General features: G+C 45.7%; 20 protein-coding genes. All 20 read right to left on the bottom strand.

Annotated features, from left to right (window positions below; genetic code table 11):
- Nucleotides 1-14: 14 nt before the first annotated feature.
- The 20 genes from topA to rnc all read right to left on the bottom strand — a co-directional run bounded on the left by topA (nt 15) and on the right by rnc (nt 20,700).
- Complete coding sequence (topA, locus tag CU633_RS09440; protein ID WP_101659762.1) at nt 15-2,090, bottom strand: type I DNA topoisomerase; 2,076 nt, start codon at nt 2,088-2,090, stop codon at nt 15-17.
- Nucleotides 2,091-2,357: 267 nt separating this feature from the next.
- On the bottom strand, nt 2,358-3,230 hold the full coding sequence (dprA, locus tag CU633_RS09435; RefSeq protein WP_101659760.1) for a DNA-processing protein DprA: 873 nt from the start codon (nt 3,228-3,230) through the stop codon (nt 2,358-2,360).
- A gap of 148 nt (nt 3,231-3,378) precedes the next feature.
- Nucleotides 3,379-4,281: a succinate--CoA ligase subunit alpha gene (gene sucD, locus CU633_RS09430; RefSeq protein ID WP_101659758.1), complete on the bottom strand. Its 903-nt coding sequence runs from the start codon at nt 4,279-4,281 to the stop codon at nt 3,379-3,381.
- Nucleotides 4,282-4,303: 22 nt separating this feature from the next.
- A complete protein-coding gene (gene sucC / locus CU633_RS09425) occupies nt 4,304-5,461 on the bottom strand; it encodes an ADP-forming succinate--CoA ligase subunit beta (protein WP_101659756.1) in 1,158 nt (385 codons plus the stop codon).
- Nucleotides 5,462-5,723: 262 nt separating this feature from the next.
- The gene (locus CU633_RS09420) at nt 5,724-6,008 is read right to left on the bottom strand and encodes an EscU/YscU/HrcU family type III secretion system export apparatus switch protein (RefSeq protein ID WP_101659754.1); all 285 of its coding nucleotides are present in this window, start codon (nt 6,006-6,008) and stop codon (nt 5,724-5,726) included.
- Nucleotides 6,005-7,921: a hypothetical protein gene (locus tag CU633_RS09415; protein ID WP_101659752.1), complete on the bottom strand. Its 1,917-nt coding sequence runs from the start codon at nt 7,919-7,921 to the stop codon at nt 6,005-6,007. The genes CU633_RS09420 and CU633_RS09415 overlap by 4 nt, the downstream gene beginning before the upstream one ends.
- 19 nt (nt 7,922-7,940) lie before the next feature.
- On the bottom strand, nt 7,941-8,708 hold the full coding sequence (locus CU633_RS09410; RefSeq protein ID WP_101659750.1) for a ribonuclease HII: 768 nt from the start codon (nt 8,706-8,708) through the stop codon (nt 7,941-7,943).
- A gap of 191 nt (nt 8,709-8,899) precedes the next feature.
- Entirely contained in the window at nt 8,900-9,757 is an 858-nt protein-coding gene (ylqF, locus tag CU633_RS09405; protein ID WP_101659748.1) for a ribosome biogenesis GTPase YlqF, read from the bottom strand.
- Between the two features lie 22 nt (nt 9,758-9,779).
- Nucleotides 9,780-10,331, bottom strand: a complete 552-nt coding sequence (gene lepB, locus CU633_RS09400; RefSeq protein ID WP_101659746.1) for a signal peptidase I — start codon at nt 10,329-10,331, stop codon at nt 9,780-9,782.
- 177 nt (nt 10,332-10,508) lie between these two features.
- Nucleotides 10,509-10,853, bottom strand: coding sequence for a 50S ribosomal protein L19 (gene rplS, locus CU633_RS09395; protein WP_101659744.1), 345 nt, complete (start codon nt 10,851-10,853; stop codon nt 10,509-10,511).
- Nucleotides 10,854-10,990: 137 nt separating this feature from the next.
- A complete protein-coding gene (gene trmD / locus CU633_RS09390; protein ID WP_142383407.1) occupies nt 10,991-11,731 on the bottom strand; it encodes a tRNA (guanosine(37)-N1)-methyltransferase TrmD in 741 nt (246 codons plus the stop codon).
- Nucleotides 11,731-12,249 carry a ribosome maturation factor RimM gene (rimM, locus tag CU633_RS09385; RefSeq protein ID WP_101659933.1) on the bottom strand — a complete coding sequence of 173 codons (519 nt, stop codon included), beginning with the start codon at nt 12,247-12,249 and terminating at the stop codon, nt 11,731-11,733. The genes trmD and rimM overlap by 1 nt, the downstream gene beginning before the upstream one ends.
- A 5-nt stretch (nt 12,250-12,254) precedes the next feature.
- Entirely contained in the window at nt 12,255-12,647 is a 393-nt protein-coding gene (locus CU633_RS09380) for a YlqD family protein (RefSeq protein ID WP_101659739.1), read from the bottom strand.
- Nucleotides 12,648-12,884: 237 nt separating this feature from the next.
- Entirely contained in the window at nt 12,885-13,115 is a 231-nt protein-coding gene (locus CU633_RS09375; RefSeq protein ID WP_101659738.1) for a KH domain-containing protein, read from the bottom strand.
- 11 nt (nt 13,116-13,126) lie between these two features.
- Entirely contained in the window at nt 13,127-13,399 is a 273-nt protein-coding gene (rpsP, locus tag CU633_RS09370) for a 30S ribosomal protein S16 (RefSeq protein ID WP_101659736.1), read from the bottom strand.
- Nucleotides 13,400-13,498: 99 nt separating this feature from the next.
- Nucleotides 13,499-14,851, bottom strand: a complete 1,353-nt coding sequence (ffh, locus tag CU633_RS09365) for a signal recognition particle protein (RefSeq protein WP_101659735.1) — start codon at nt 14,849-14,851, stop codon at nt 13,499-13,501.
- Nucleotides 14,852-14,864: 13 nt separating this feature from the next.
- Nucleotides 14,865-15,194, bottom strand: coding sequence for a putative DNA-binding protein (locus tag CU633_RS09360; protein WP_101659734.1), 330 nt, complete (start codon nt 15,192-15,194; stop codon nt 14,865-14,867).
- Nucleotides 15,195-15,337: 143 nt separating this feature from the next.
- Nucleotides 15,338-16,330 (bottom strand): signal recognition particle-docking protein FtsY, encoded by a 993-nt coding sequence (gene ftsY / locus CU633_RS09355; RefSeq protein ID WP_101659733.1) that lies wholly within the window; start codon nt 16,328-16,330, stop codon nt 15,338-15,340.
- A 12-nt stretch (nt 16,331-16,342) separates the two neighbouring features.
- Nucleotides 16,343-19,909, bottom strand: a complete 3,567-nt coding sequence (gene smc, locus CU633_RS09350; protein ID WP_101659732.1) for a chromosome segregation protein SMC — start codon at nt 19,907-19,909, stop codon at nt 16,343-16,345.
- A gap of 20 nt (nt 19,910-19,929) precedes the next feature.
- Complete coding sequence (gene rnc / locus CU633_RS09345; protein ID WP_101659731.1) at nt 19,930-20,700, bottom strand: ribonuclease III; 771 nt, start codon at nt 20,698-20,700, stop codon at nt 19,930-19,932.
- Nucleotides 20,701-20,717: the final 17 nt, after the last annotated feature.

Genomic DNA, 20,717 nt, shown 5'->3' with positions numbered 1-20,717 from the left:
CACTGTGCCCACCCTTACTTTTGCTGTTCTTCTTTATAATCGCATTCAATGCATTGAACCTGAACGCCTTTTTTCAGCTTTTTTTCAACAAGCAGGTTATCGCATTTTGGACAGCTGCGCGGCAGCGGCTTATCCCATGAAATAAAGTCGCATTCCGGAAAGCGGTCACAGCCATAGAAAATTCGCCGCTTTTTGCTTTTTCTTTCTATTATATTGCCTTGCTTGCATTTCGGACACTTGACACCGATTTCCTTGACAATCGGTTTTGTATTGCGGCAATCAGGGAAGTTGCTGCACGCCATAAATTTGCCATAGCGGCCCATTTTGAAAACCATTGGGCTGCCGCAGTTTTCACAATCTTCCCCGGCAGGCTCATCTTTAATTTCGATTTTTTCCATTTCCTGCTCAGCTTTTTCAAGATGTTTGGCAAATTCGGAATAGAATTCGTCGATAATATCCACCCATTTTATTTTTCCGTCTTCAACATCATCAAGTTCTTGCTCCATTTTTGCGGTAAATTCAACGTCGAGAATTTCCGGGAAAAACTCAAGAATCAATTCAAGAACGATTTCACCAAGCTCGGTCGGAATAAAACGCTTGTTTTCAAGAGCGACATATCCCCTTTTCTGGATGGTGTCCAGGGTAGGAGCATAGGTGGACGGACGGCCGATTCCAAGTTCCTCAAGAGTTTTCACAAGCCTTGCTTCCGTGTAGCGCGGCGGTGGCTGGGTGAAATGCTGTTTCGGATCAATATCCTTTTTCAACACTTCATCGCCTTCCTGTAAGTCGGGAAGCATATTATCGCGCTCTTCAGTTTGATCATCAGATCCTTCTACATAAACTTTCATGAATCCGGCAAACTTTACTTTGGAACCGGATGCCCGGAATATTACATCACCATTTTTCAAATCCACACTCATCGTATCCATGACAGCCGGTGCCATCTGGCTGGCAACAAAGCGGTCCCAGATCAGTTTGTACAGGCGGAGCTGGTCACGGGATAAATATTCTTTCAGTCCGCCAGGTTCACGCAGTGTGCTTGTCGGGCGGATCGCTTCATGCGCATCCTGTGCATTCGATTGTTTCTTGTCTTTTCGTTTTTCTGCAGCGAGATATTCCTTGCCGTAAGCGTGTTCAATATATTGGGCTGCTTCTGATTGCGCCAGCTCCGAAACACGTGTCGAGTCGGTCCTCATATAGGTGATCAAACCGACCGTGCCTTCTTTTCCGAGGTCGATCCCTTCATAAAGCTGCTGGGCGAGCATCATCGTCTTCTTTGCCCTGAAATTTAGTTTTCGGGCAGCTTCCTGCTGGAGAGAGGAAGTTGTGAAAGGAAGTGCAGGGTTGCGCTTCCGCTCTTTTTTCACGACTGAAACGACTTTGAACTTGTTTCCCTTCATCTTGCTTAAAATGTTTTTCACATCGGCTTCGGATGTTAATTCGACCTTTTTGTCATCCACACCGTAAAAGGATGCTTCAAACGTATCCTTGCCCTTTAAAAACTGTCCGCCGATTGTCCAATATTCTTCAGGAACAAACTTTTTGATTTCCTTTTCGCGATCAATAATCAGCCTGACTGCGACAGATTGGACCCGGCCGGCACTGAGCCCTTTTTTCACTTTTTTCCATAGTAAAGGGCTGATATTGTAGCCTACTAGCCGGTCTAAAATCCGGCGCGCCTGCTGGGCATCAACAAGGTCCATGTTAATCGGCCTCGGGTGTTTAAACGATTCCTTAATCGCATCCTTTGTAATTTCGTTAAAAACGACCCGGCAATCCGATTCGATATCCACATCAAGGGTGTGCGCCAAATGCCAGGCAATCGCCTCCCCCTCGCGGTCAGGGTCAGCCGCTAAATATATTTTCTTCGCTTTTTTAGCAGCGCTCTTTAATTCTTTCAAAACCGGGCCTTTTCCACGGATCGTAATGTACTTTGGCTCGAAATGGTTCTCTATGTTTACACCCATTTGACTTTTTGGCAAATCCCGTACATGCCCCATGGATGCTCTCACTTTATATTTTTTTCCTAAATATTTTTCAATCGTTTTAGCCTTGGCCGGCGATTCAACGATTACTAAAAACTCTGACATCCACTAGTCCTCCTTGAGAGGGATTATAAATTATCTACTATTATTGTGTAAAATGATCTTGTTGTCAAAACAGCTATTTTCTTAGAAAAAAAAATTTCAAATGAAAATCACAATTATTTTACAGACACCTGTTGCAAAATGTATAACAGATTTGAAATAATTTCAACCTTTTTGAAGAATTATTTTCAAAGTCGAGAAAATTCATTGCAAAAAAATGAACAGTTTTTACAGCATATAACGGCATCGCTAAAATAATTCATGAACATGTCATGACTTGAACTCTTCCAGTATATCATCGGCTGTTTTCACAAGCTTGGCCCCCTGCTGGATTAAGTCATTTGTCCCCTCCGAGTTCGGACTGAGGATGCTTCCGGGAACCGCAAAAACTTCCCTTCCCTCATTCACTGCAAAGCTGGCCGTAATCAGCGACCCGCTCTTTCTTTTCGCTTCAACGATTAAGGTGCCGTGTGAAAGGCCGCTGATGATCCGGTTTCGATGAGGAAACTGCCAGCGTGCAGGCCTTGTATTAGGTGGATGCTCGGAGATAATAAGCTGGGATTTCATCATTTCCAAAGCAAGAGGCTGGTTTTCTTTCGGATATATATGATAAAGGCCTCCTGCAATCACTCCAATCGTACTGCCGCCGCTTTTCATTGCTGCCGAATGGGCTAAAGCGTCGACTCCTTTAGCAAGTCCGCTCACAATCGTAATGCCCTGGTTAATTAACGGTGGAAATAAGCAGTGAATTGCCTTCCTTCCATACTCAGTGATTTCCCGTGAGCCAACGACTGCCAGCAGTTTTTTTTCATTTAGAAGCGCAGGATCGCCTTTTATATATAAAATCCAGGGCGGCTGGTAAATCTCTTTCAAAAGCTGGGGATACTCTTTATCAAATAAGGTAATCGCATGGATATTGTTTTCGCGATAGCGGCGAATTTGCTCAAGGATGGAATTGGAATGAAGGTCGGTTAACGCTTTGTTCAAATCGGGGGTGGAAAGACGAAGATTTTTGTTGTCGTGCCAGGCTAAATCATAAATGGATTCCAGTTCGGGATCTGTTTTCAGCAAGCGGTAAATATGCGTCCAGCCGATGCCGCGGCAATGGTGCAAATGGACAAGTCTTAATGTAAAATCATCCATTATAATCCTCCTAAGTATTTTATGAATATGGGAAATAGTCCCTCTTCAAAAAGAGGGACTTGAAAGATTAATAAACCTAAATTTTAGCAATCAGCCATGGTATCTCCGCTGCAAGCCCGGATGCTTTTTACTGCGCTCGAGTGAAGACTTAATGGGTTTTGCATTGGTCATAAAGGCCTTTTTCCTTTAGAACCTTGATCAAAGTTTCACCCATGACTGACGGAGTCTCTGCGACTTGGATTCCACATTCGTTCATGACACGGATTTTCTCATCAGCGGTACCTTTTCCGCCGGAAATAATCGCACCCGCATGGCCCATCCGTTTGCCCGGAGGTGCTGTACGGCCGCCAATAAAGCCGACGACAGGCTTTGTCATATTGGCTTTTGCCCATTGTGCCGCTTCTTCCTCGGCTGTTCCGCCGATTTCACCGATCATAATCACCGCATATGTTTCCGGGTCTTCATTGAACGCCTTTAACACATCAATAAAGTTCGTGCCGTTAACAGGGTCTCCGCCAATCCCGACAGCAGTCGATTGTCCGATGCCTGCCTGGGACAGCTGATGAACAGCTTCATAGTTTAAAGTTCCTGAACGGGAAACAACGCCGACATGGCCTTTTGTATGAATATAGCCGGGCATGATCCCGATTTTGCACTCATCCGGAGTAATGACTCCGGGACAGTTCGGCCCGACAAGCCGGGTTTTCCTGCCTTCCATATACCTTTTGACTTTGACCATATCAAGGACAGGAATATGCTCGGTAATACAAATAACTAAATCGAGCTCTGCATCCACCGCTTCTAAAATGGCGTCCGCTGCAAACGGGGCTGGTACATAAATAACTGAAGCATTTGCACCGGTTGCTTTAACGGCTTCATCAACTGTATTGTAAACCGGAACACCCTCAACTTCGCTGCCACCTTTTCCGGGAGTAACACCGCCGACGATATTGGTGCCATATTCGAGCATTTGTTTTGTATGAAAAAGGGCTGTTGAACCAGTGATTCCCTGGACAATTACTTTAGTATCTTTATTTATGAATACGCTCAACTTTCATTCTCCTTTCTTCCCGTTATACTAATGAAACGATTTTTTGTGCGCCGTCAGCCATCGATTCCGCTGCAATGATATTCAAGCCGGATTCATTAAGAATCTGCTTGCCCAAATCAACGTTTGTTCCTTCCAACCGGACTACGAGAGGAACTTCCAAGCCTACTTGCTTTGCAGCTTCAACTACGCCTGACGCAATAATGTCACATTTCATGATTCCGCCGAAAATATTGACGAAAATACCTTTTACGTTTGGATCAGAAAGGATAATTTTAAAAGCTTCGGTTACCTTTTCGGCTGTCGCACCGCCCCCAACATCGAGGAAGTTGGCCGGATCTCCGCCATAATGCTTGACAATATCCATCGTTGCCATTGCCAATCCTGCCCCGTTGACCATGCAGCCGATATTTCCATCAAGGGAAATATAGCTAAGGTCATATTTGGAGGCTTCGATTTCTTTTGGATCTTCTTCGTCGAGATCGCGGTATTCCAAAATATCTTTTTGGCGGTACAAGGCATTTGCATCAAAGTTTAATTTTGCATCGAGCGCCAATACTTTGCCGTCACCTGTTACAACAAGCGGATTTATTTCAGCAATTGAGCAATCCTTTTCGACAAAAGCTTTGTAGAGGCCCATCATAAATTTAACGGCCTGGCCGACAAGCTCGTTGGGAATGTTAATATTAAAGGCAATGCGGCGTGCCTGGAATGCGGTTAACCCGACAACAGGGTCGATTTCCTCTTTGAAAATTTTCTCGGGAGTTTTCTCTGCCACTTCTTCGATTTCAGTGCCGCCTTCTTCAGATGCCATTAATACGACTCTTGAAGTAGCACTGTCCAATACTAGACCAATATAGTATTCCTTCTTAATATCGCAGCCTTCTTCTATCAGCAGACGTTTAACTTCTTTCCCCCCGGGACCTGTCTGGTGTGTCACCAGCGTTTTCCCCAAAATTTCGTTTGCATATGTACGGACTTCCTCCAGGCTCTTCGCTACTTTCACACCGCCGGCCTTTCCGCGCCCGCCTGCATGAATTTGCGCTTTAACAACGCAGACAGCAGTGCCAAGCTCTTCTGCAGCTTTTACCGCTTCTTCTACTGTGAAAGCAACCTTTCCATTCGGAACCGATACCCCGTATTTTCTGAGGACTTGCTTACCCTGGTACTCATGTATATTCATTTCCCATCCTCCTTTGATCTGGCAGCTGCGCTGGTCAAGACGCCCTGCTTCAATATGAAACTCTCAAAAAATAGACTGCGCTTTCATTTTATTAGATGACACATACCTTGTCTAGCATTATGGCAAAAATATTATCTGTCTTTTTAAAATTCGGAAAATATAAACCTTTATCAGCGGGCAATCTACTATTCTTTTAAAAAGAAATTCTTCTAATATAATCTTATGTGAAAGACAAAAAACTCGAACCATTTCTCGGTTCGAGTTACTTATTTCCCGCGGCACGGTCGGTCCGGTATATGAAGGCAAATACTTCGGCGACAGCTCCGTAAAGCTCTTCGGGAATCCGCTCATTAATATCAAGCTCGCTTAAAAGCTCAACAAGGCTTGGATCTTCCTGGACCGGCACATTATTTTCCTTTGCCTTTTCAAGAATATTCTCAGCAACTTTTCCTTTTCCTTTTGCCAATACCTTTGGCGCGTCGTGCCTGCTTTGATCGTAACCAAGCGCAACCGCGGTTGTTCTCACATATTTTCCGTTTTTTTTCATATTCTCACATCGACCCCTTTATATTGCTGCGGATCAAAAACAGGGCCGGATTTTCTCATAAATTGGGGCCCGTCTTTTTTGCCCGGCTGTTCGAATTGAATCGATGACAGCTGGTAGTCAAGCTCCTGAAGCTTTGTTTTCAATGGCTTGATGAACGGCTGCGTGAGCTCTTTTATGTCAGATGTGCCGTTTATGATTGTAAGATTTAAGACACGGTTTTGAACTTGCATATCGACGATCGTTTCGTCCAAATTTTCCAGCTGCAAGTAAAATAACACTCTGCAAAAATTCGGGTCAATCGACCCGTCCTCATTATTTCTGCCACTCCATTGCATTGTTAAATCCGCCGTTCTGTCCCAAAAAGAAACCGGCACCTGAACGACAAATTGCTGGAGGGGACCGGCTTCCTGCGCCAGCACCTGCAAGCCGGTGATCCGGTTCAATACATGTTCAGCGGCCTCCTTAACGGGTGCGGGCGGATGTTCATTTAAAAACTGGAGAAGCAGCGGCTTTAATGATTCTATTTTTTCGCGGCCATGCGGATGTGGGTTTTTCAGCCATTCTGTCAGTTCATATTCGTGGCCAAAGCCAATCGTCCGAATCAGGTCCTTTAGCTGGCGGGCAATTTTATCTCCCTCTTCCCAGTTTGGAGAATTGCGGACGATCGCGGCTGTTATTTGCTCGATTAAGTTCTTTTCTTGTAATGAAAAAGGTAATGACAGTTTATTTATGTCAGTGCCGAGCAGCCCGGCAAGCTGCTGCCCACCTGTTCGCATGTTTTTCGCGCCGGAGAATACGGCTAAAATATCTGCTGCTTTCACGGCGCCTGGCTGTTCAGTGGTCTGGATAAAGGCATCGAGAATATTCCTTATTAAACTTGCATGATTTTTCAAGTTTTGCTGTCCCGGTGAAAGATGCCCGTATACAAGATTCTGCAGCCTGACAGGCTGGGAACTCGTATCAAGCGGCTTCTTGACGCTGGCAGCCAGTTTTTCCAGCTGTGCAACAGCTTCCTTGATCCCTTGCTGATCATTGGCCAGCAGATTCCGGTAAAGATCGCTGACGACTGCAATCGTTCTTTGCAGGAATGCGCTTTGGCCCGCCGGAGCAGCCTTGTTTGCAAAAGCGGCAAGCCCCGTTTCGATCACTTCCTGCTCGGTTGCTTCGGCTGGAAAGATACCAACCGCCTGCAAAATTTTGAACGCTGGCGGGCTATCATTCTTTGCGTGCAGCCACTCTTTGCCGACCAGCTCGAGCCCGGCTGCTGCTGTTTTTTCTTTTACGTTCGTCACGAGTTGCGCAAGGATGGCCTTCAGCTGTTGGCTGGCTTGAGTAGGCTCTGTATTTTCCAATGCGGCTGCCAGCCTGTTCAAGCTTGTATGCAGCGGTTCATGTTTTTGAATGGAGGTCAGGGCAGTAAAAACCCCTCTTACAAAAGGGAGCTCCTTGACGATCATTTGTTTGAGCGCCTCAAGCCCGTCATGAAAGTTTTTCGAGTCTTTGATCCATTGGCTGGCGTTGTTTAGGGCTTCTTTGGTGATCGGCAGCTGCTCCCTCAAAAAGAAGCGGACGATCTCGATGTTTTCTTTTGTCGCCGGAAGAGACAGACTGCTTAAGATTCCTTCCAGCGTTGCGGGAGTCCGTCCCCCGGAATCCGGTCCGGGCAACAAAACTCTTAAATGTACTTTCCCTTCACCGGGCTGGACCTGAAACCAATAGCGTTCATTGGCGGATAACGGGGCTTCGAGCTGGGCAATCACTTTTTGTGTGCCGATCAGGACTTCGGCCGTCTGGTTTGGAAAAAGTTTTATCACCTTCCCCTGGAAGATTTGTCCGGGTTTAAAGCTTGTCGATTTATGTGTGGATAGTGTTTCCTGCCTCAACAACGACTGAATTATATTTGCCGGCCCCATGCCGTCACCCCTTTCCTTTTTATTCCCTGTCCCTTACTGGTGCAAAGCTTTTTCTGTGGTATGGAGAAATTCCGTATGTCTGGATCGCTTCGAGATGTTCCTTCGTGCCATATCCCATGTTTTTCGAAAAATGGTAGTGGGGATATTGTTTGCCCGCCTCTTTCATCAGCCTGTCCCTGTACACCTTCGCAACGATCGAGGCGGCTGCGATTGAAATACTGCTGCCATCGCCTTTTATAATCGCGTCATAGGGATACGGAGTTTCAAGCTTGACCGCATCAATCAGCAAATAATCCGGCTTCGGATTCAATTGCGCGATTGCGGACAGCATCGCTTTTTTCGTCGCTTCGTATATGTTGATCCGGTCGATTTCCTCCGCTTCAATTCTTCCTATCCCGATATTCAGTGCATGCGAGCGGATATATTGATCATATTCCTCTCGTTTTTGCTCTGTCAGCTTTTTCGAATCATCGATGCCGGGCAAATAAAAATCGTCCGGCAATATGACCGCTGCTGCAACAACAGGGCCGGCAAGCGGACCTCTTCCGACCTCGTCAATCCCGGCAATCAATTGAAAACCTTCGCTATGTATTCTTTTTTCATGTTGACTCATCAAGGCGAATTTTTTTCGGGCCAATTTTTTTTGCTCTTCAAGCCGCAGCCATTTTGCCAATAATGTCTGGACACCGGCACGATCATCCTCTTTAAGGTGATTGATGAAAGATCCTGGCGGTTTCTTCAGGTGAAACAGCTTCTTCTCGATCTCAGCTATCGTAAGGTTCTTCATAAACGACTCCTTCAATCGTGTTACTTTATGTATCGGATTTTTTTGGTCATAATCAAGGTGTTTTTCAGGAAAGAACCAGGTGCGGCTAAATTTTCCCGCTAAACGATTATATCGAAGGGATCGAATCCTCATTATATCAAACAAAGGCCCCTTTTCAGGAGCCCTGGTCTTGACCATTTTCAACTGTTTTGTCAGAGCAATTCTCCAGGTCTTTCAAACGTCAGCGGACCGAGCCGTTCTGTCCTGATTTCCCTGATTATGAGCTCGGAAACCTTGTCATAGTCAACTTCTCCGCCAGCCGTTAAACAGCCTCTGAACCTGCCGATTTCACTCAGCAGCTCGACGGTATCCTCAGGGATGGTTTCAAGCTGAAACCGGTCCTTCAATCGGGCCGGATAGGAATTTTCTAAAAAGCGTAAAGCATAGATCGCGATATCGTGCATATTGAGGATTGTATCCTTAATCGCACCGGTTACCGCGAGCTTCAGGCCTGTTTCCTGATCCTCAAATTTGGGCCAGAGAATCCCCGGAGTATCGAGCAGCTCCAGTTCTTTACCGACCTTAATCCATTGCTGCGCTTTTGTTACGCCCGGTGTATTGCCGGTTCTGGCGATATTTTTTTTCGCAAGCCGATTAATAAGCGTTGATTTCCCGACATTGGGAATCCCGACAATCATCGCCCGAATCGCTCTTGGTTTTTTAACGCCTTTCGCTCTCATCCGTTCAAACTTTTCATTGAGCGCCTCTTTCGATGCAGACACAATCTCTTTCATGCCTGTCCCCGCCTGGGAGTTGATCGCAAGCGCTGTTACTCCCTGTTCTCCAAAAAATTGAATCCAGTCCTTTGTGACAGAAGGATCAGCCATATCCGCTTTATTTAAAAGAACAAGCCTCGGTTTATGCTGAATAATTTCATCAATCATTGGATTCCGGGAGGAAGACGGGATACGTGCATCCACCAGTTCATAAACAATGTCAATCAGCTTGAGCTTTTCTGTGACTTCCCTGCGAGCCTTGGCCATATGGCCTGGAAACCATTGGATCGTCAAAGCAGCCACACCTCCCTGCAATCTATTTCACGATACGTACGTCTTCTATCGGCCAATAGACGACATTTGTGTTGCCGAGCACTTTTTCCATCGGCACTGTTCCGATATGGCGGCTGTCTTTACTGAATCGGCGATTATCGCCCATTACAAATAAATGCCCTTCGGGAACCGTTTCCTGGCCGATTTTTTCTTCAAGTGTAAATGGATCAGTCAACGGGCCGTCAATGACCTGCTGCTTATAAGTATCCAAATAAGGCTCCTCATACGGTTCGCCGTTTATATAGAGAGTATCGTCCCTATATTCTACCCGATCACCGGGCAGCCCTATTACTCTTTTTATGTAATCTTTATTTTCCGGAGCATGAAAAACAATAATATCGAACCGTTCAGGCTCTCCCCACTTATAGCTGAATTTGTTGACAATCATTCTGTCCTGATCATGCAGTGTCGGCATCATCGATAAGCCGTCAACTACAATCGGGGCAAAAAAGAAATACCGGATGACGGCGGCAAGTGCAACTGCAATAAACAGTGCCTTTGTCCATTCCCAAAATTCGTTTTTTTGCTTTGTCATTAGTTCCCCACCATTCCTGCACCTTAAAATATAACTGCATAGCTTTATTTTACAAAAGATGCTGCAAATAAACACGAATCAATACATTTTTATCATGATTTATATCATTGCCATTTGACATGGAGCTAAAGCCTATGAAAAAGGAGCTTGTTCAACCAAGCTCCTTTCATCATACTATTATCGGATTTCTTTAATACGAGCTTTTTTACCACGCAGGTTGCGCAAGTAGTAAAGTTTAGCACGGCGTACTTTACCGCGGCGAATAACTTCAAGCTTCGCAATTTTTGGTGTATGGACAGGGAATGTACGCTCTACACCTACACCGTAAGAAACTTTACGTACTGTAAATGTTTCGCTGATTCCACCACCACGACGCTTAATCACAACACCTTCGAAAATCTGAATACGTTCGCGGGTTCCCTCGATAACTTTAACGTGCACACGTACAGTATCGCCGGGACGGAACGCTGGCAGATCAGAACGAAGCTGAGCTTTTGTGATTTCTTCGATTAATTGTTGCATCGTTTTCAACTCCTCCCACAGATGCTCTTGCACGACTTTTTCTGCTGCAGCGGAACACCGTTATCCAGACCGTAAACATGAATTCATGCCCAAGTCACAAAAAATATCATAACATAAATAGAGTGCTATCGCAATAGCTATTCCCGCTCTTCTACAATTTCGGCAAGCAATTTTTTCTGCTCATCGGAGAGTTCTGCTTTTTCCAACAAGTCTGACCGGCGCAAATAAGTTCTCCGCAACGATTCCTTCGTTCTCCACTCCTCAATTCGCTTATGATCCCCGGAGAGCAGAACATCGGGAACCTTTAAGCCGCGAAATTCAGCTGGTCTCGTATAGTGCGGATGTTCCAGGAAACCCGTGCTGAATGAATCGTGCTGATGCGATTCTGCGCTGCCAAGGACATCGGGCAAGAGGCGGACAACGCTATCAATTACAACCATCGCACCAAGTTCCCCTCCTGTCAGCACGTAATCACCGATCGAAATCTCATCGGTGACCAAATGCTCGCGAATTCTTTCATCATAGCCTTCATAGTGGCCGCAAATAAAGATAAGATGCTCTTCCTTTGATAGCTCCTCCGCTTTCCGCTGCGAAAAGCGTTCCCCCTGGGGACAAAGCAGAATGATTCTCGGCTTCGCTGCCCCCGCCTGTTCCGTTAACGCTGTAATGGCATCGAAAATCGGCTGAGGCTTTAACACCATTCCCGCTCCGCCCCCGTACGGATAATCATCAACGGTTTTATGCTTGTTGTCAGCATACTCCCGGAAATTGACAACGTTGAAGGAAACTGCGTTTTTTTCTTGTGCTTTTTTCAAGATTGAATGTCCAAAAACACCGCTGAACATTTCCGGAAACAACGATAGAACGTCGATTTTCATCATGGCAGCAATCCGTCCATTGGCTCGATTACAATCGTTTTTTCGTTTATATCTACTTCTTTGACGATATCATCAATATATGGAATGAGGATGTCCTTTCCATCTTTGCCTTTGACAACCCAAACATCATTGGCTCCGGGAGTTAAAATTTCCTTGACGATGCCGATTTTTTCACCAGCCGTTGTCAGTACTTCACAGCCGATGATTTCATGGAAGAAAAATTCTCCTTCATCAAGTGAGCCGAGCTGGCTTTCGGAAATTTTTAAAAGGCCGCCCTTCATTTTTTCTGCTTCACTTATATTTTCATAACCTTCAAAGGTTAACAGATCAAAGTTTTTATGGGTACGATGGCTGGCCACCGTCAATTCAACCGGTTCTTTGTCATCCCCCAAAAACAAGTAAAGCCGATTTCCCGGTTTATAACGCTTTTCCGGAAAATCTGTTCTTGAGATTACACGAACTTCACCTTTAATTCCATGCGTGTTCACAATTTTTCCGACGTTAAACCACTTTTCCATCGCCATCACCTTTCGCGTATTTCTTCTACGATTCCATCCTTAACCAAAATCGTCTTTCCATGAAGGATGTCCTCCCAGCTGTCTCCTTCATGGATCTCAACAATTGCCTGTACTTCCTTTTCCTTTAGTTCACAGCCTAAAGGTAGCATATGTAATTGTTCCATTTGGAAATCAAGGAGCTTTATTTTTTCCTGGCGCAGCTGGATTTCCCGTTCAAAATGCTTATTCAGGCTGTCTGTTTGAAACTTTTTAGACCGTTCCAGCTTTTTTAATTCAAAGCGCAGCTGGTCGCACTCCTTTTGGAACTGGTTTTTGCTTGCCTGGTATTTCTCAAAAAGAACCGTTTTGCTTTTATCGGTTAAAACTTGCTTGACCACAACAGTTTGGAGTATTTTCATGCAGTGGACCTCCGATCACTTTTTGTCCATCTATGCTATTTCCATCCTGAAACTAAACTGCGGACGCCAACCAGATTCAAATCTTATACGTATAAAAAAAGAAGGGTTTCCCCTCCTTTTCTCTGATGGCCAGTTCAGCTATGGGCATGCCTCCTCGAGGTTATACGGATCTTTGTGTTCGCATCGCTTGACAGTTGATCAGATTTTGAGGAGAACATTGCGCCCCGGCTGGCTGGTTTATTCACTGATTTCTAAGAAAATTTTCTTCTGTTGTGTTGATCCTGCTGCATAGACAACGGTTCGAATTGCCTTTGCAACGCGCCCCTGCTTTCCAATTACTTTACCCATGTCACTCTTGTTGACAGAAAGCTGATAGGTCACGCGTTGACCTTCTTCATGAACATTCACTTGAACATCTTCCGGAAAATCAACCAGGGGCTTAACAATTGCTTCGATTAATTCTTTCATCGCATCCGCTATTACTTGCTGTGTTTCGCGTTATGGAATTTTTCCATGATGCCTTGCTTGGAGAAAAGGTTGCGAACAGTGTCAGATGGCTTTGCACCTGTTTGCATCCATTTAAGCGCCAACTCTTCGTTGATTTCAACCTGAGCCGGTTGTGCAACCGGATTGTAAGTTCCGACTGTTTCGATGAAACGGCCGTCACGCGGAGAACGGGAATCAGCTACAACAATACGATAGAAAGGAGATTTTTTAGCTCCCATACGTTTTAAACGAATTTTTACTGCCATTTTAATTAAGCACCTCCAAATAGTTTTACACAAGATAGAATAATAACAAATAGTATATTGGTTGTAAAGTGTTTTTTCTTGTCAGGCTGATAAAAAGTATTAAAAAGGCTTAAACGGAAGCTTAAAACCGCCTTTTTTCCTGCCTTTTTGCTGCATGCCTGTCATTTGTTTCATCATTTTCTTCATTTCTTCGAATTGCTTCAGCAGCCGGTTGACTTCCTGAATCGATGTCCCGCTTCCTTTGGCAATCCGCTTTCGCCGTCCGGCGTTGATAATTTCAGGGTGGAGTTTTTCATTCTTTGTCATCGACTTAATAATCGCTTCGACATGGGTGATCTGCTTTTCATCAATTTGCAGGTTGTTTAAGCCTTTAATCTTGTTTGCCCCAGGCATCATTTTCAACAGCTCATCAAGCGGGCCCATGTTGCGGACCTGGCCAAGCTGTTCAAGGAAGTCATCGAGAGTAAAAGAGGCGGTGCGCATTTTTTCTTGAAGCTCTTTCGCCTTTTCTTCATCGACATTTGCCTGAGCTTTCTCGATTAAAGTAAGCATGTCTCCCATTCCGAGAATTCTTGATGCCATGCGCTCTGGATGGAACGTCTCAAGCGCATCAAGCTTTTCACCAAGACCGACGAATTTAATCGGTGTCCCGGTTACGGACCGGATCGACAGTGCTGCTCCGCCGCGGGTATCGCCATCCAGCTTGGTCAGGACAACTCCGGTTAATCCGAGCTGCTCGTTAAAGCTCTGCGCGACATTGACCGCATCCTGCCCCGTCATTGCATCGACAACAAGAAAAATCTCATCCGGCTTTGAAAGCTCTTTGATTTGCTTCAGCTCGTCCATTAGCGTTTCATCAACATGCAAACGGCCTGCTGTATCAATCAAAACATAATCATGATGCTGTTCTTTTGCTTCGGCAATCGCTTGTCTGGCGATTTCGACAGGGCTGACCTCGTCACCAAGCGAAAAGACCGGCATATTCAATTGCTTCCCAAGCGTTTGCAGCTGTTTGATGGCTGCCGGACGGTACACATCAGCCGCAACGAGCAAAGGCTTTCTGTTGTACTTTTTCCGCAGCAGATTTGCCAGTTTGCCTGAAGTCGTCGTTTTCCCGGCACCTTGCAGGCCAACCATCATAATGACAGTCGGCGGGCGGTTGGATGCGGCGATTTTGCTTTCTTCGCCGCCCATTAAGGCAGTCAGTTCTTCTTTCACGATCTTGATAACCTGCTGGCCGGGAGTCAGGCTTTTCAGCACTTCCTGGCCAACCGCACGCTCGCTGACTTTTTTGATAAAATCTTTGACTACCTTAAAGTTAACGTCCGCTTCGAGCAGGGCGAGACGAACTTCACGCATCATTTCCTTTACATCCGCTTCCGAAACTTTTCCCTTGCCGCGGATTTTTTGCATCGTACTCTGCAGTCGGTCGGCCAATCCTTCAAATGCCATTGTTTGCCGCCTCCTAATCTAATTTCTCAAGCTCTGCAACAGCTTGTAAAAGGTGATCCTCCGGTTCACCCGAAATGATCATTTCTTTTATTTTGGAAATGAGCTTGCTTCGCTCTTGAAATTTTTGAAATAATAACAGCTTTTCCTCATATTCTTCAAGCATTGCTTCCGTGCGTTTGATGTTGTCGTATACGGCCTGGCGGCTGACATCATACTCTTCGGCAATCTCTCCGAGGGAATAGTCGTCCAGATAATAAAGGGACATATAGCTGCTCTGCTTCGGGGTTAACAACGACTGATAAAAATCGTACAAATAGTTCATTCGCGTTGTTTTGTCCAGCATCACTCATCCCCCCTTGTTAAGTGAAAAGCCTTTACATAGATATTTTACACAGTCATACCCTCTATGTCAAGAAAACATCTTTACAGCCGGGTCTGCGGTCTGTAGAAAAAAACCGGGTGGAGCTGGTCCATCCGGGTTTAAGCTTATCCGATTACTTCTTCATCGACAAGATCGGCAAAAAGACCATACACGTATTTCTCGGCATCGAATTCCTGCAGGTCATCCATTTTCTCGCCAAGCCCGACAAATTTGACCGGGATATGCAATTCATTTCGGATCGCCAGCACAATTCCGCCCTTCGCTGTTCCATCAAGTTTCGTCAGGACAATCCCGCTTACATTTGTCGCTTCTTTAAACGTCTTGGCCTGGACTAACGCGTTTTGCCCGGTTGTCGCATCAAGAACGAGCAGAACCTCATGGGGCGCTCCGGGAACTTCCCTTTCAATGACACGCTTTACTTTTTCAAGCTCGTTCATTAAATTCACTTTATTCTGGAGCCTGCCGGCGGTATCGCAAAGAAGAATATCAGCCTTGCGTCCACTGGCAGCATGGATGGCATCATACATGACCGCCGCGGGGTCGGAGCCGGCCGCTTGCTTAATAACATCGACTCCAACCCGCTCTCCCCACACTTCCAGCTGTTCGATTGCCCCGGCCCGGAATGTATCCCCGGCAGCGAGGACGACATTTTTGCCTTCACTTTTGAATTTATGGGCCAATTTGCCGATTGTTGTCGTTTTCCCGACACCGTTAACACCGACAAACAAAATGACAGTCAATTGATCGTCCTGAATGTTTAGATGTGCGGAGCCGGAATCACCGCCCTCATAAATATCAACAAGCTTTTCGGAAATGACGGCTTGAACTTCACGGGGATCCTGGATATTGCGGCGCTTCACTTCCGTTTTCAGTTCATCAATCAGCTCCATCACCGTTTCAAAGCCAACATCGGCCTGGATCAATATTTCCTCCAGCTCTTCAAAAAAGTCCTCATCGACTTTACGGTAGCGGGCGACGAGATCATTCACCTTCCCGGCGAAATTATCGCGTGTTTTGCTGAGCCCTTCCTTGAATTTTCCCGTTACACTGTCAGTTTGCTTCGTGATCGATTCCTTTAGTTTTTTAAAGAAGCTCATCAGCCTACTCCTTTACGATTGTATTAATTGTTTAGACTCCTCAAGGCGCACGGAAACAAGTTTTGATACTCCTGATTCCTGCATGGTTACGCCATAAAGGACATCGGCCTCTTCCATCGTACCTTTTCTGTGGGTAATGACGATAAACTGGGTTTCCGAGCTGTATCGTTTTAAGTACTGGCTGAACCTGAAGACGTTGGCCTCATCAAGGGCTGCTTCAACTTCATCCAAAATACAGAAAGGAACAGGACGTACCTTTAAAATCGAGAACAACAGGGCAATCGCAGTCAAGGCGCGCTCGCCGCCGGATAAAAGCCCGAGATTTTGCAGTTTTTTCCCTGGAGGCTGTGCCACGATTTCAACGCCGGTGTTCAGCAAGTCATCTGGATCGGTGAGGCGAAGATCAGCTCGTCCACCGCCGAATAAGGCCTGGAAAACGCCCTCAAAATGGGAACGGATTCCGTAAAAGGTCTGCTCAAAGCGTTTCTTCATTTCATCGTCCATCTCATTAATGACCTGGAACAGTGTATCCTTTGCTTCCTGAAGATCATCCTTTTGTTCAAGCAGGAACTCATATCGTTCTGAAACCCGTTCATACTCTTCGATCGCGCCGAGATTAACGGTGCCCAGTTCTTCAATCGCAAGCTTGATGAGCTTTACTTTTTTCCGGGCTTCTTCAGGCGGAATGGACAGGGAGTACTGTTCCTTTGCACCTTCAAACGATAGCAAATACTCTTCACGGAGAACCTGGAGCCTGTTTTCAAGCTCCACATCAAGGCGATTGAGTTTTACTTCCTCATCTTTAAGAACGGTGATAAGCCCTTTATGCTGGCGCTTTAACTCCTTTACTTCCCGTTCCGCATCATCGAGATCCTGATGCATTTTTAAACGTTCATCCCGTCTCGATGAAATCAGTCTGATCGTTTCATTTTTATCATGAAGCTTTCGTTTTGCCGCATCTTCCAGCTGCTGCTCTCCGGAATGATTGTCGGTCATCTCCGAGGAAAGCAATTGTAAATCCTCCTGATAGACCGTTTGCCGCTGCTCATGCTCATGCAGTTCGGCCGTCAACCGTTCAAGCTGCTCCAGCCTTGAGTGCAGCTGTTCCTTCTTGGCAGCAAGCGCAACCTTCAGTTCACTTATTTCTCCGGAAAGCGCCTCCTTTGAGGTCATGGCAGTCGTTTTCTGCTCTGTCAGCTGCGCGATTTCTTGATCAAGTGCTGAAATCCGCTCGCCTGAAGAGTCAAGCAAGGCGTTAAGCTCATCTTTCCTGGCGGCAAGCCTGGCCTGCTCATCGGCAAACTGGAGCATATCCATATCGTAAAGGGCCAACCGTTCATTAATATTTTTTTCTTCCAGTTCGACTTCGCGGAGACTGCCCTTTAATGATTGCTCTTTCATGCGCAGTTCTTCTCCGGTTTTTCTCGACTGTTCGAGACCAGCTTCCTTCTCCTGTACAGCTGCCTTCAGCTTCTTCACTTCGTCTTCAAGCCTGGCTGTTTTACTCTCCATGTCAGCCAGTTTTTCTTTAAGCTTTTCGAGTTCGCCTTTTCGGCTTAACAGCGAAGACGTTTTTTGCTTCACAGCTCCCCCTGTCATCGAGCCTCCCGGGTTCACAATATCCCCTTCAAGCGTAACGAGCCTGCAGCGGTATTGCAGGAGTCTCGCCATTTCGTTTGCTCCTTTTAAATCTTTCGCAACAACCGTATTGCCGAGCAAATTTGAAATAGCGGCCGAAAATTTCTCCTCAAAGCCGATGAGGCTCTCGGCGGTGCCGATAAAGGAGGAATGCTGTTGGACTGTCTGCAGCTGTGCCGGCGCCAATGATTTCCCCTTCATCACAGTTAGCGGGAGAAAGGTTGCCCGCCCAAATGCATTCTGCTTTAAGTATTGGATAGCAGCTCTTGCGTTCTGTTCGTTATCAACAACAATATGCTGCATCGCCCCGCCAAGCGCAGTTTCAACCGCCACCTGGAATTCCTTTGGAACCTGGATCAGCTCGGCAACGGCCCCTTCGATGCCCTGAAGCTTTGAATTGCGGGCTTTTAATATTTCTTTTACTCCCTGGAAAAAGCCTGAATAGTCATCTTCCATTTCCTCAAGCATTTCTTTGCGCGATTTCGCCTGCTGTAAAAATTGATAGGCTTGATAAAGCTGTTTTTCCTTTTTCTGATAATTGGCTTTTAAGGCTTCAAGTTTTTTCTGGTCTTCCATAAAAGTGCGGACTTGTTGTTCAAGCTGCAATTTAGCTGCAAGCAGCTTCGCTTCAATCTCGGCCTTTTTTTCTTCAATTGCCTGACGGTCCGCCAAAAACTTTCCATTCTCCCCATCAAGCTTTGAACTTCTCGCCTGGTGCTGCTCGAGCTGCTGGTCAATATAGCTGATTTCATTTTTCGCGCTTGCCTGTTCATTCAGCCTCTCAATGTAATCACTTTTCAACGATTCTATCTTTTCTTCAATATTTTCGCTGAACAGGCTTATATGCTGCTGTTTTTCATTGAGCTGTTCCTCCAGACGGGCCGCTTCTTTTTCAAGTTTAACAGCTTCGTTTTCATGGACGGCTTTTTCCTCGATGAGAACGGCTATTTTTTTTGACAAGTCCTGGAGGTTTTGTTCAATCTGCTCTTTATTTTGTGAGGCATTTTTCTTTCTTTCCTTTAAAACCTCTTTGCGGCCTTCCAATTTCTCAAGCTCTTCACTTGCATGCAGGAGCACATTTTGCAAATCATTGATTGACTCATCGAGCGCTGCAATCCGGTCACGCGATTCTTCGATTTTTGCTTCTTTCAATTGCAGCTCTGCTGATAGTTTTCCTTCATCTTTTTGATGTTGTTCGAGCTGCTTCGAGAGCTGCTCCCATTTCTGGTGAAGATCCTCTATTTCATGCACAGTCAGGGCAACTTCGATTTTTTCGAGCTCTTCTTTTTTCTCCATATAATCTTTCGCAATGGAAGCCTGGATTTTAAGCGGTTCTACCTGGCCTTCAAGCTCATGCAAAATGTCGTTGACACGATTCAGGTTTTCCCGTGTTTCAGACAGCTTGGCCTCAGCTTTTTTCTTTCTTGATTTATATTTTAGGACGCCGGCAGCTTCTTCAAAGATCGTTCTTCGTTCTTCAGCCTTGCTGTTCAAAATTTCTTCTACTTTTCCCTGGCTGATGATCGAGAAAGCTTCTCTTCCAAGCCCGGAATCCATAAACAGGTCGACAATATCCTTCAACCGGCATGGCTGCTTATTAATCAGGAATTCACTTTCTCCCGACCGGAACACCCGCCTTGTGACACTTACCTCATTATAATCAATCGGTAAAGCTTGATCCTCGTTATCGAGTGTTAACGTGACTTCGGCAAAATTCAGCGCCTTTCTTGAATCACTTCCGGCAAAGATAATATCCTCCATTTTTGCGCCGCGGAGGGACTTTGCTGACTGTTCACCAAGCACCCAGCGAATGGAATCGGTAATATTGCTTTTGCCGCTGCCGTTCGGACCGACAACGGCGGTTACACCCGGAACGAAGTCAACGCTGATCCGTTCAGCGAACGATTTAAAACCAACAACATCGAGTCGCTTTAAATACACTTTATGTCCCCCTTATCATGCTAGTCTTTGTCCATTTCATGTGCGTCCCGCTGAAGATGGGCTTTTAATTTTTCAAGAGCCATTTGTGCAGCATGCTGCTCGGCTTCCTTTTTGGACCGGCCGTTTCCGGTTCCCAGTTCAATGCCGTTCAGGGACACTCTCGACACAAATTCCCGATTATGCGCGGGCCCTTTTTCCTGCAAAATTTTATATTCCACCGTCCCGGCGCCATCCCGCTGGACCAGTTCCTGCAACTGGCTTTTATAATCCATCACATGAGAAAAAGCACCTGCACTTATTTTTGGAAAAATGACCTTATCCAAAAATCCGGTGACCGTTTCAATATCCTGATCCAAATACAATGCGCCTATAAACGCTTCAAATACATCAGCAAGCAGTGCCGGCCTTGCTCTTCCGCCCGTCATCTCTTCACCCTTGCCGAGCAAAATGAGTTCACCGAAGGAAAGCTCATTGGCGAACGAGACCAGTGACGGTTCACAAACTACAGCGGCGCGAAGCTTTGTCAATTCGCCTTCACTCATCATCGGGTATTTCTTAAAAAGGTATTTGGACACTGTCAACTCGAGTACCGCATCTCCTAAAAACTCCAGCCTTTCATTGTCTTCATAAGGCCGCCTGCGATGCTCATTCACATATGATGAATGGGTAAATGCCTGTCTGAGCAGCTTTTCATCTTTAAATTGAATGCCAATTTTGTTCTGGAAATCTTTAAATTGCTTTTCCTTTGCGCGAAGTGCTTTTTTTTCTTTTTCTCTTCCGTTATTGCGCATAAAAATTCCACCTTGCT

This window comes from Bacillus sp. V3-13 (assembly GCF_002860165.1).
Lineage (GTDB): Bacteria > Bacillota > Bacilli > Bacillales > Cytobacillaceae > Bacillus_BJ.
This window is presented reverse-complemented; position numbering and strand designations above follow the sequence as displayed.

Excerpts from the sequence above, each read along its gene's own strand:
- CU633_RS09415 (WP_101659752.1), bottom strand. The coding sequence starts at position 7,921 with ATGGGGCCGGCAAATATAATTCAGTCGTTGTTGAGGCAGGAAACACTA.
- dprA (WP_101659760.1), bottom strand. The coding sequence starts at position 3,230 with ATGGATGATTTTACATTAAGACTTGTCCATTTGCACCATTGCCGCGGC.
- CU633_RS09375 (WP_101659738.1), bottom strand. The coding sequence starts at position 13,115 with ATGAAAGAATTAATCGAAGCAATTGTTAAGCCCCTGGTTGATTTTCCG.
- rpsP (WP_101659736.1), bottom strand. The coding sequence starts at position 13,399 with ATGGCAGTAAAAATTCGTTTAAAACGTATGGGAGCTAAAAAATCTCCT.
- sucC (WP_101659756.1), bottom strand. The coding sequence starts at position 5,461 with ATGAATATACATGAGTACCAGGGTAAGCAAGTCCTCAGAAAATACGGG.
- lepB (WP_101659746.1), bottom strand. The coding sequence starts at position 10,331 with ATGACAAAGCAAAAAAACGAATTTTGGGAATGGACAAAGGCACTGTTT.
- topA (WP_101659762.1), bottom strand. The coding sequence starts at position 2,090 with ATGTCAGAGTTTTTAGTAATCGTTGAATCGCCGGCCAAGGCTAAAACG.
- CU633_RS09410 (WP_101659750.1), bottom strand. The coding sequence starts at position 8,708 with ATGAAGAACCTTACGATAGCTGAGATCGAGAAGAAGCTGTTTCACCTG.
- ffh (WP_101659735.1), bottom strand. The coding sequence starts at position 14,851 with ATGGCATTTGAAGGATTGGCCGACCGACTGCAGAGTACGATGCAAAAA.
- ftsY (WP_101659733.1), bottom strand. The coding sequence starts at position 16,330 with ATGAGCTTCTTTAAAAAACTAAAGGAATCGATCACGAAGCAAACTGAC.
- CU633_RS09360 (WP_101659734.1), bottom strand. The coding sequence starts at position 15,194 with ATGCTGGACAAAACAACGCGAATGAACTATTTGTACGATTTTTATCAG.
- CU633_RS09380 (WP_101659739.1), bottom strand. The coding sequence starts at position 12,647 with ATGAAAATACTCCAAACTGTTGTGGTCAAGCAAGTTTTAACCGATAAA.
- rnc (WP_101659731.1), bottom strand. The coding sequence starts at position 20,700 with ATGCGCAATAACGGAAGAGAAAAAGAAAAAAAAGCACTTCGCGCAAAG.
- rplS (WP_101659744.1), bottom strand. The coding sequence starts at position 10,853 with ATGCAACAATTAATCGAAGAAATCACAAAAGCTCAGCTTCGTTCTGAT.
- CU633_RS09420 (WP_101659754.1), bottom strand. The coding sequence starts at position 6,008 with ATGAAAAAAAACGGAAAATATGTGAGAACAACCGCGGTTGCGCTTGGT.
- trmD (WP_142383407.1), bottom strand. The coding sequence starts at position 11,731 with ATGAAAATCGACGTTCTATCGTTGTTTCCGGAAATGTTCAGCGGTGTT.
- rimM (WP_101659933.1), bottom strand. The coding sequence starts at position 12,249 with ATGGAAAAGTGGTTTAACGTCGGAAAAATTGTGAACACGCATGGAATT.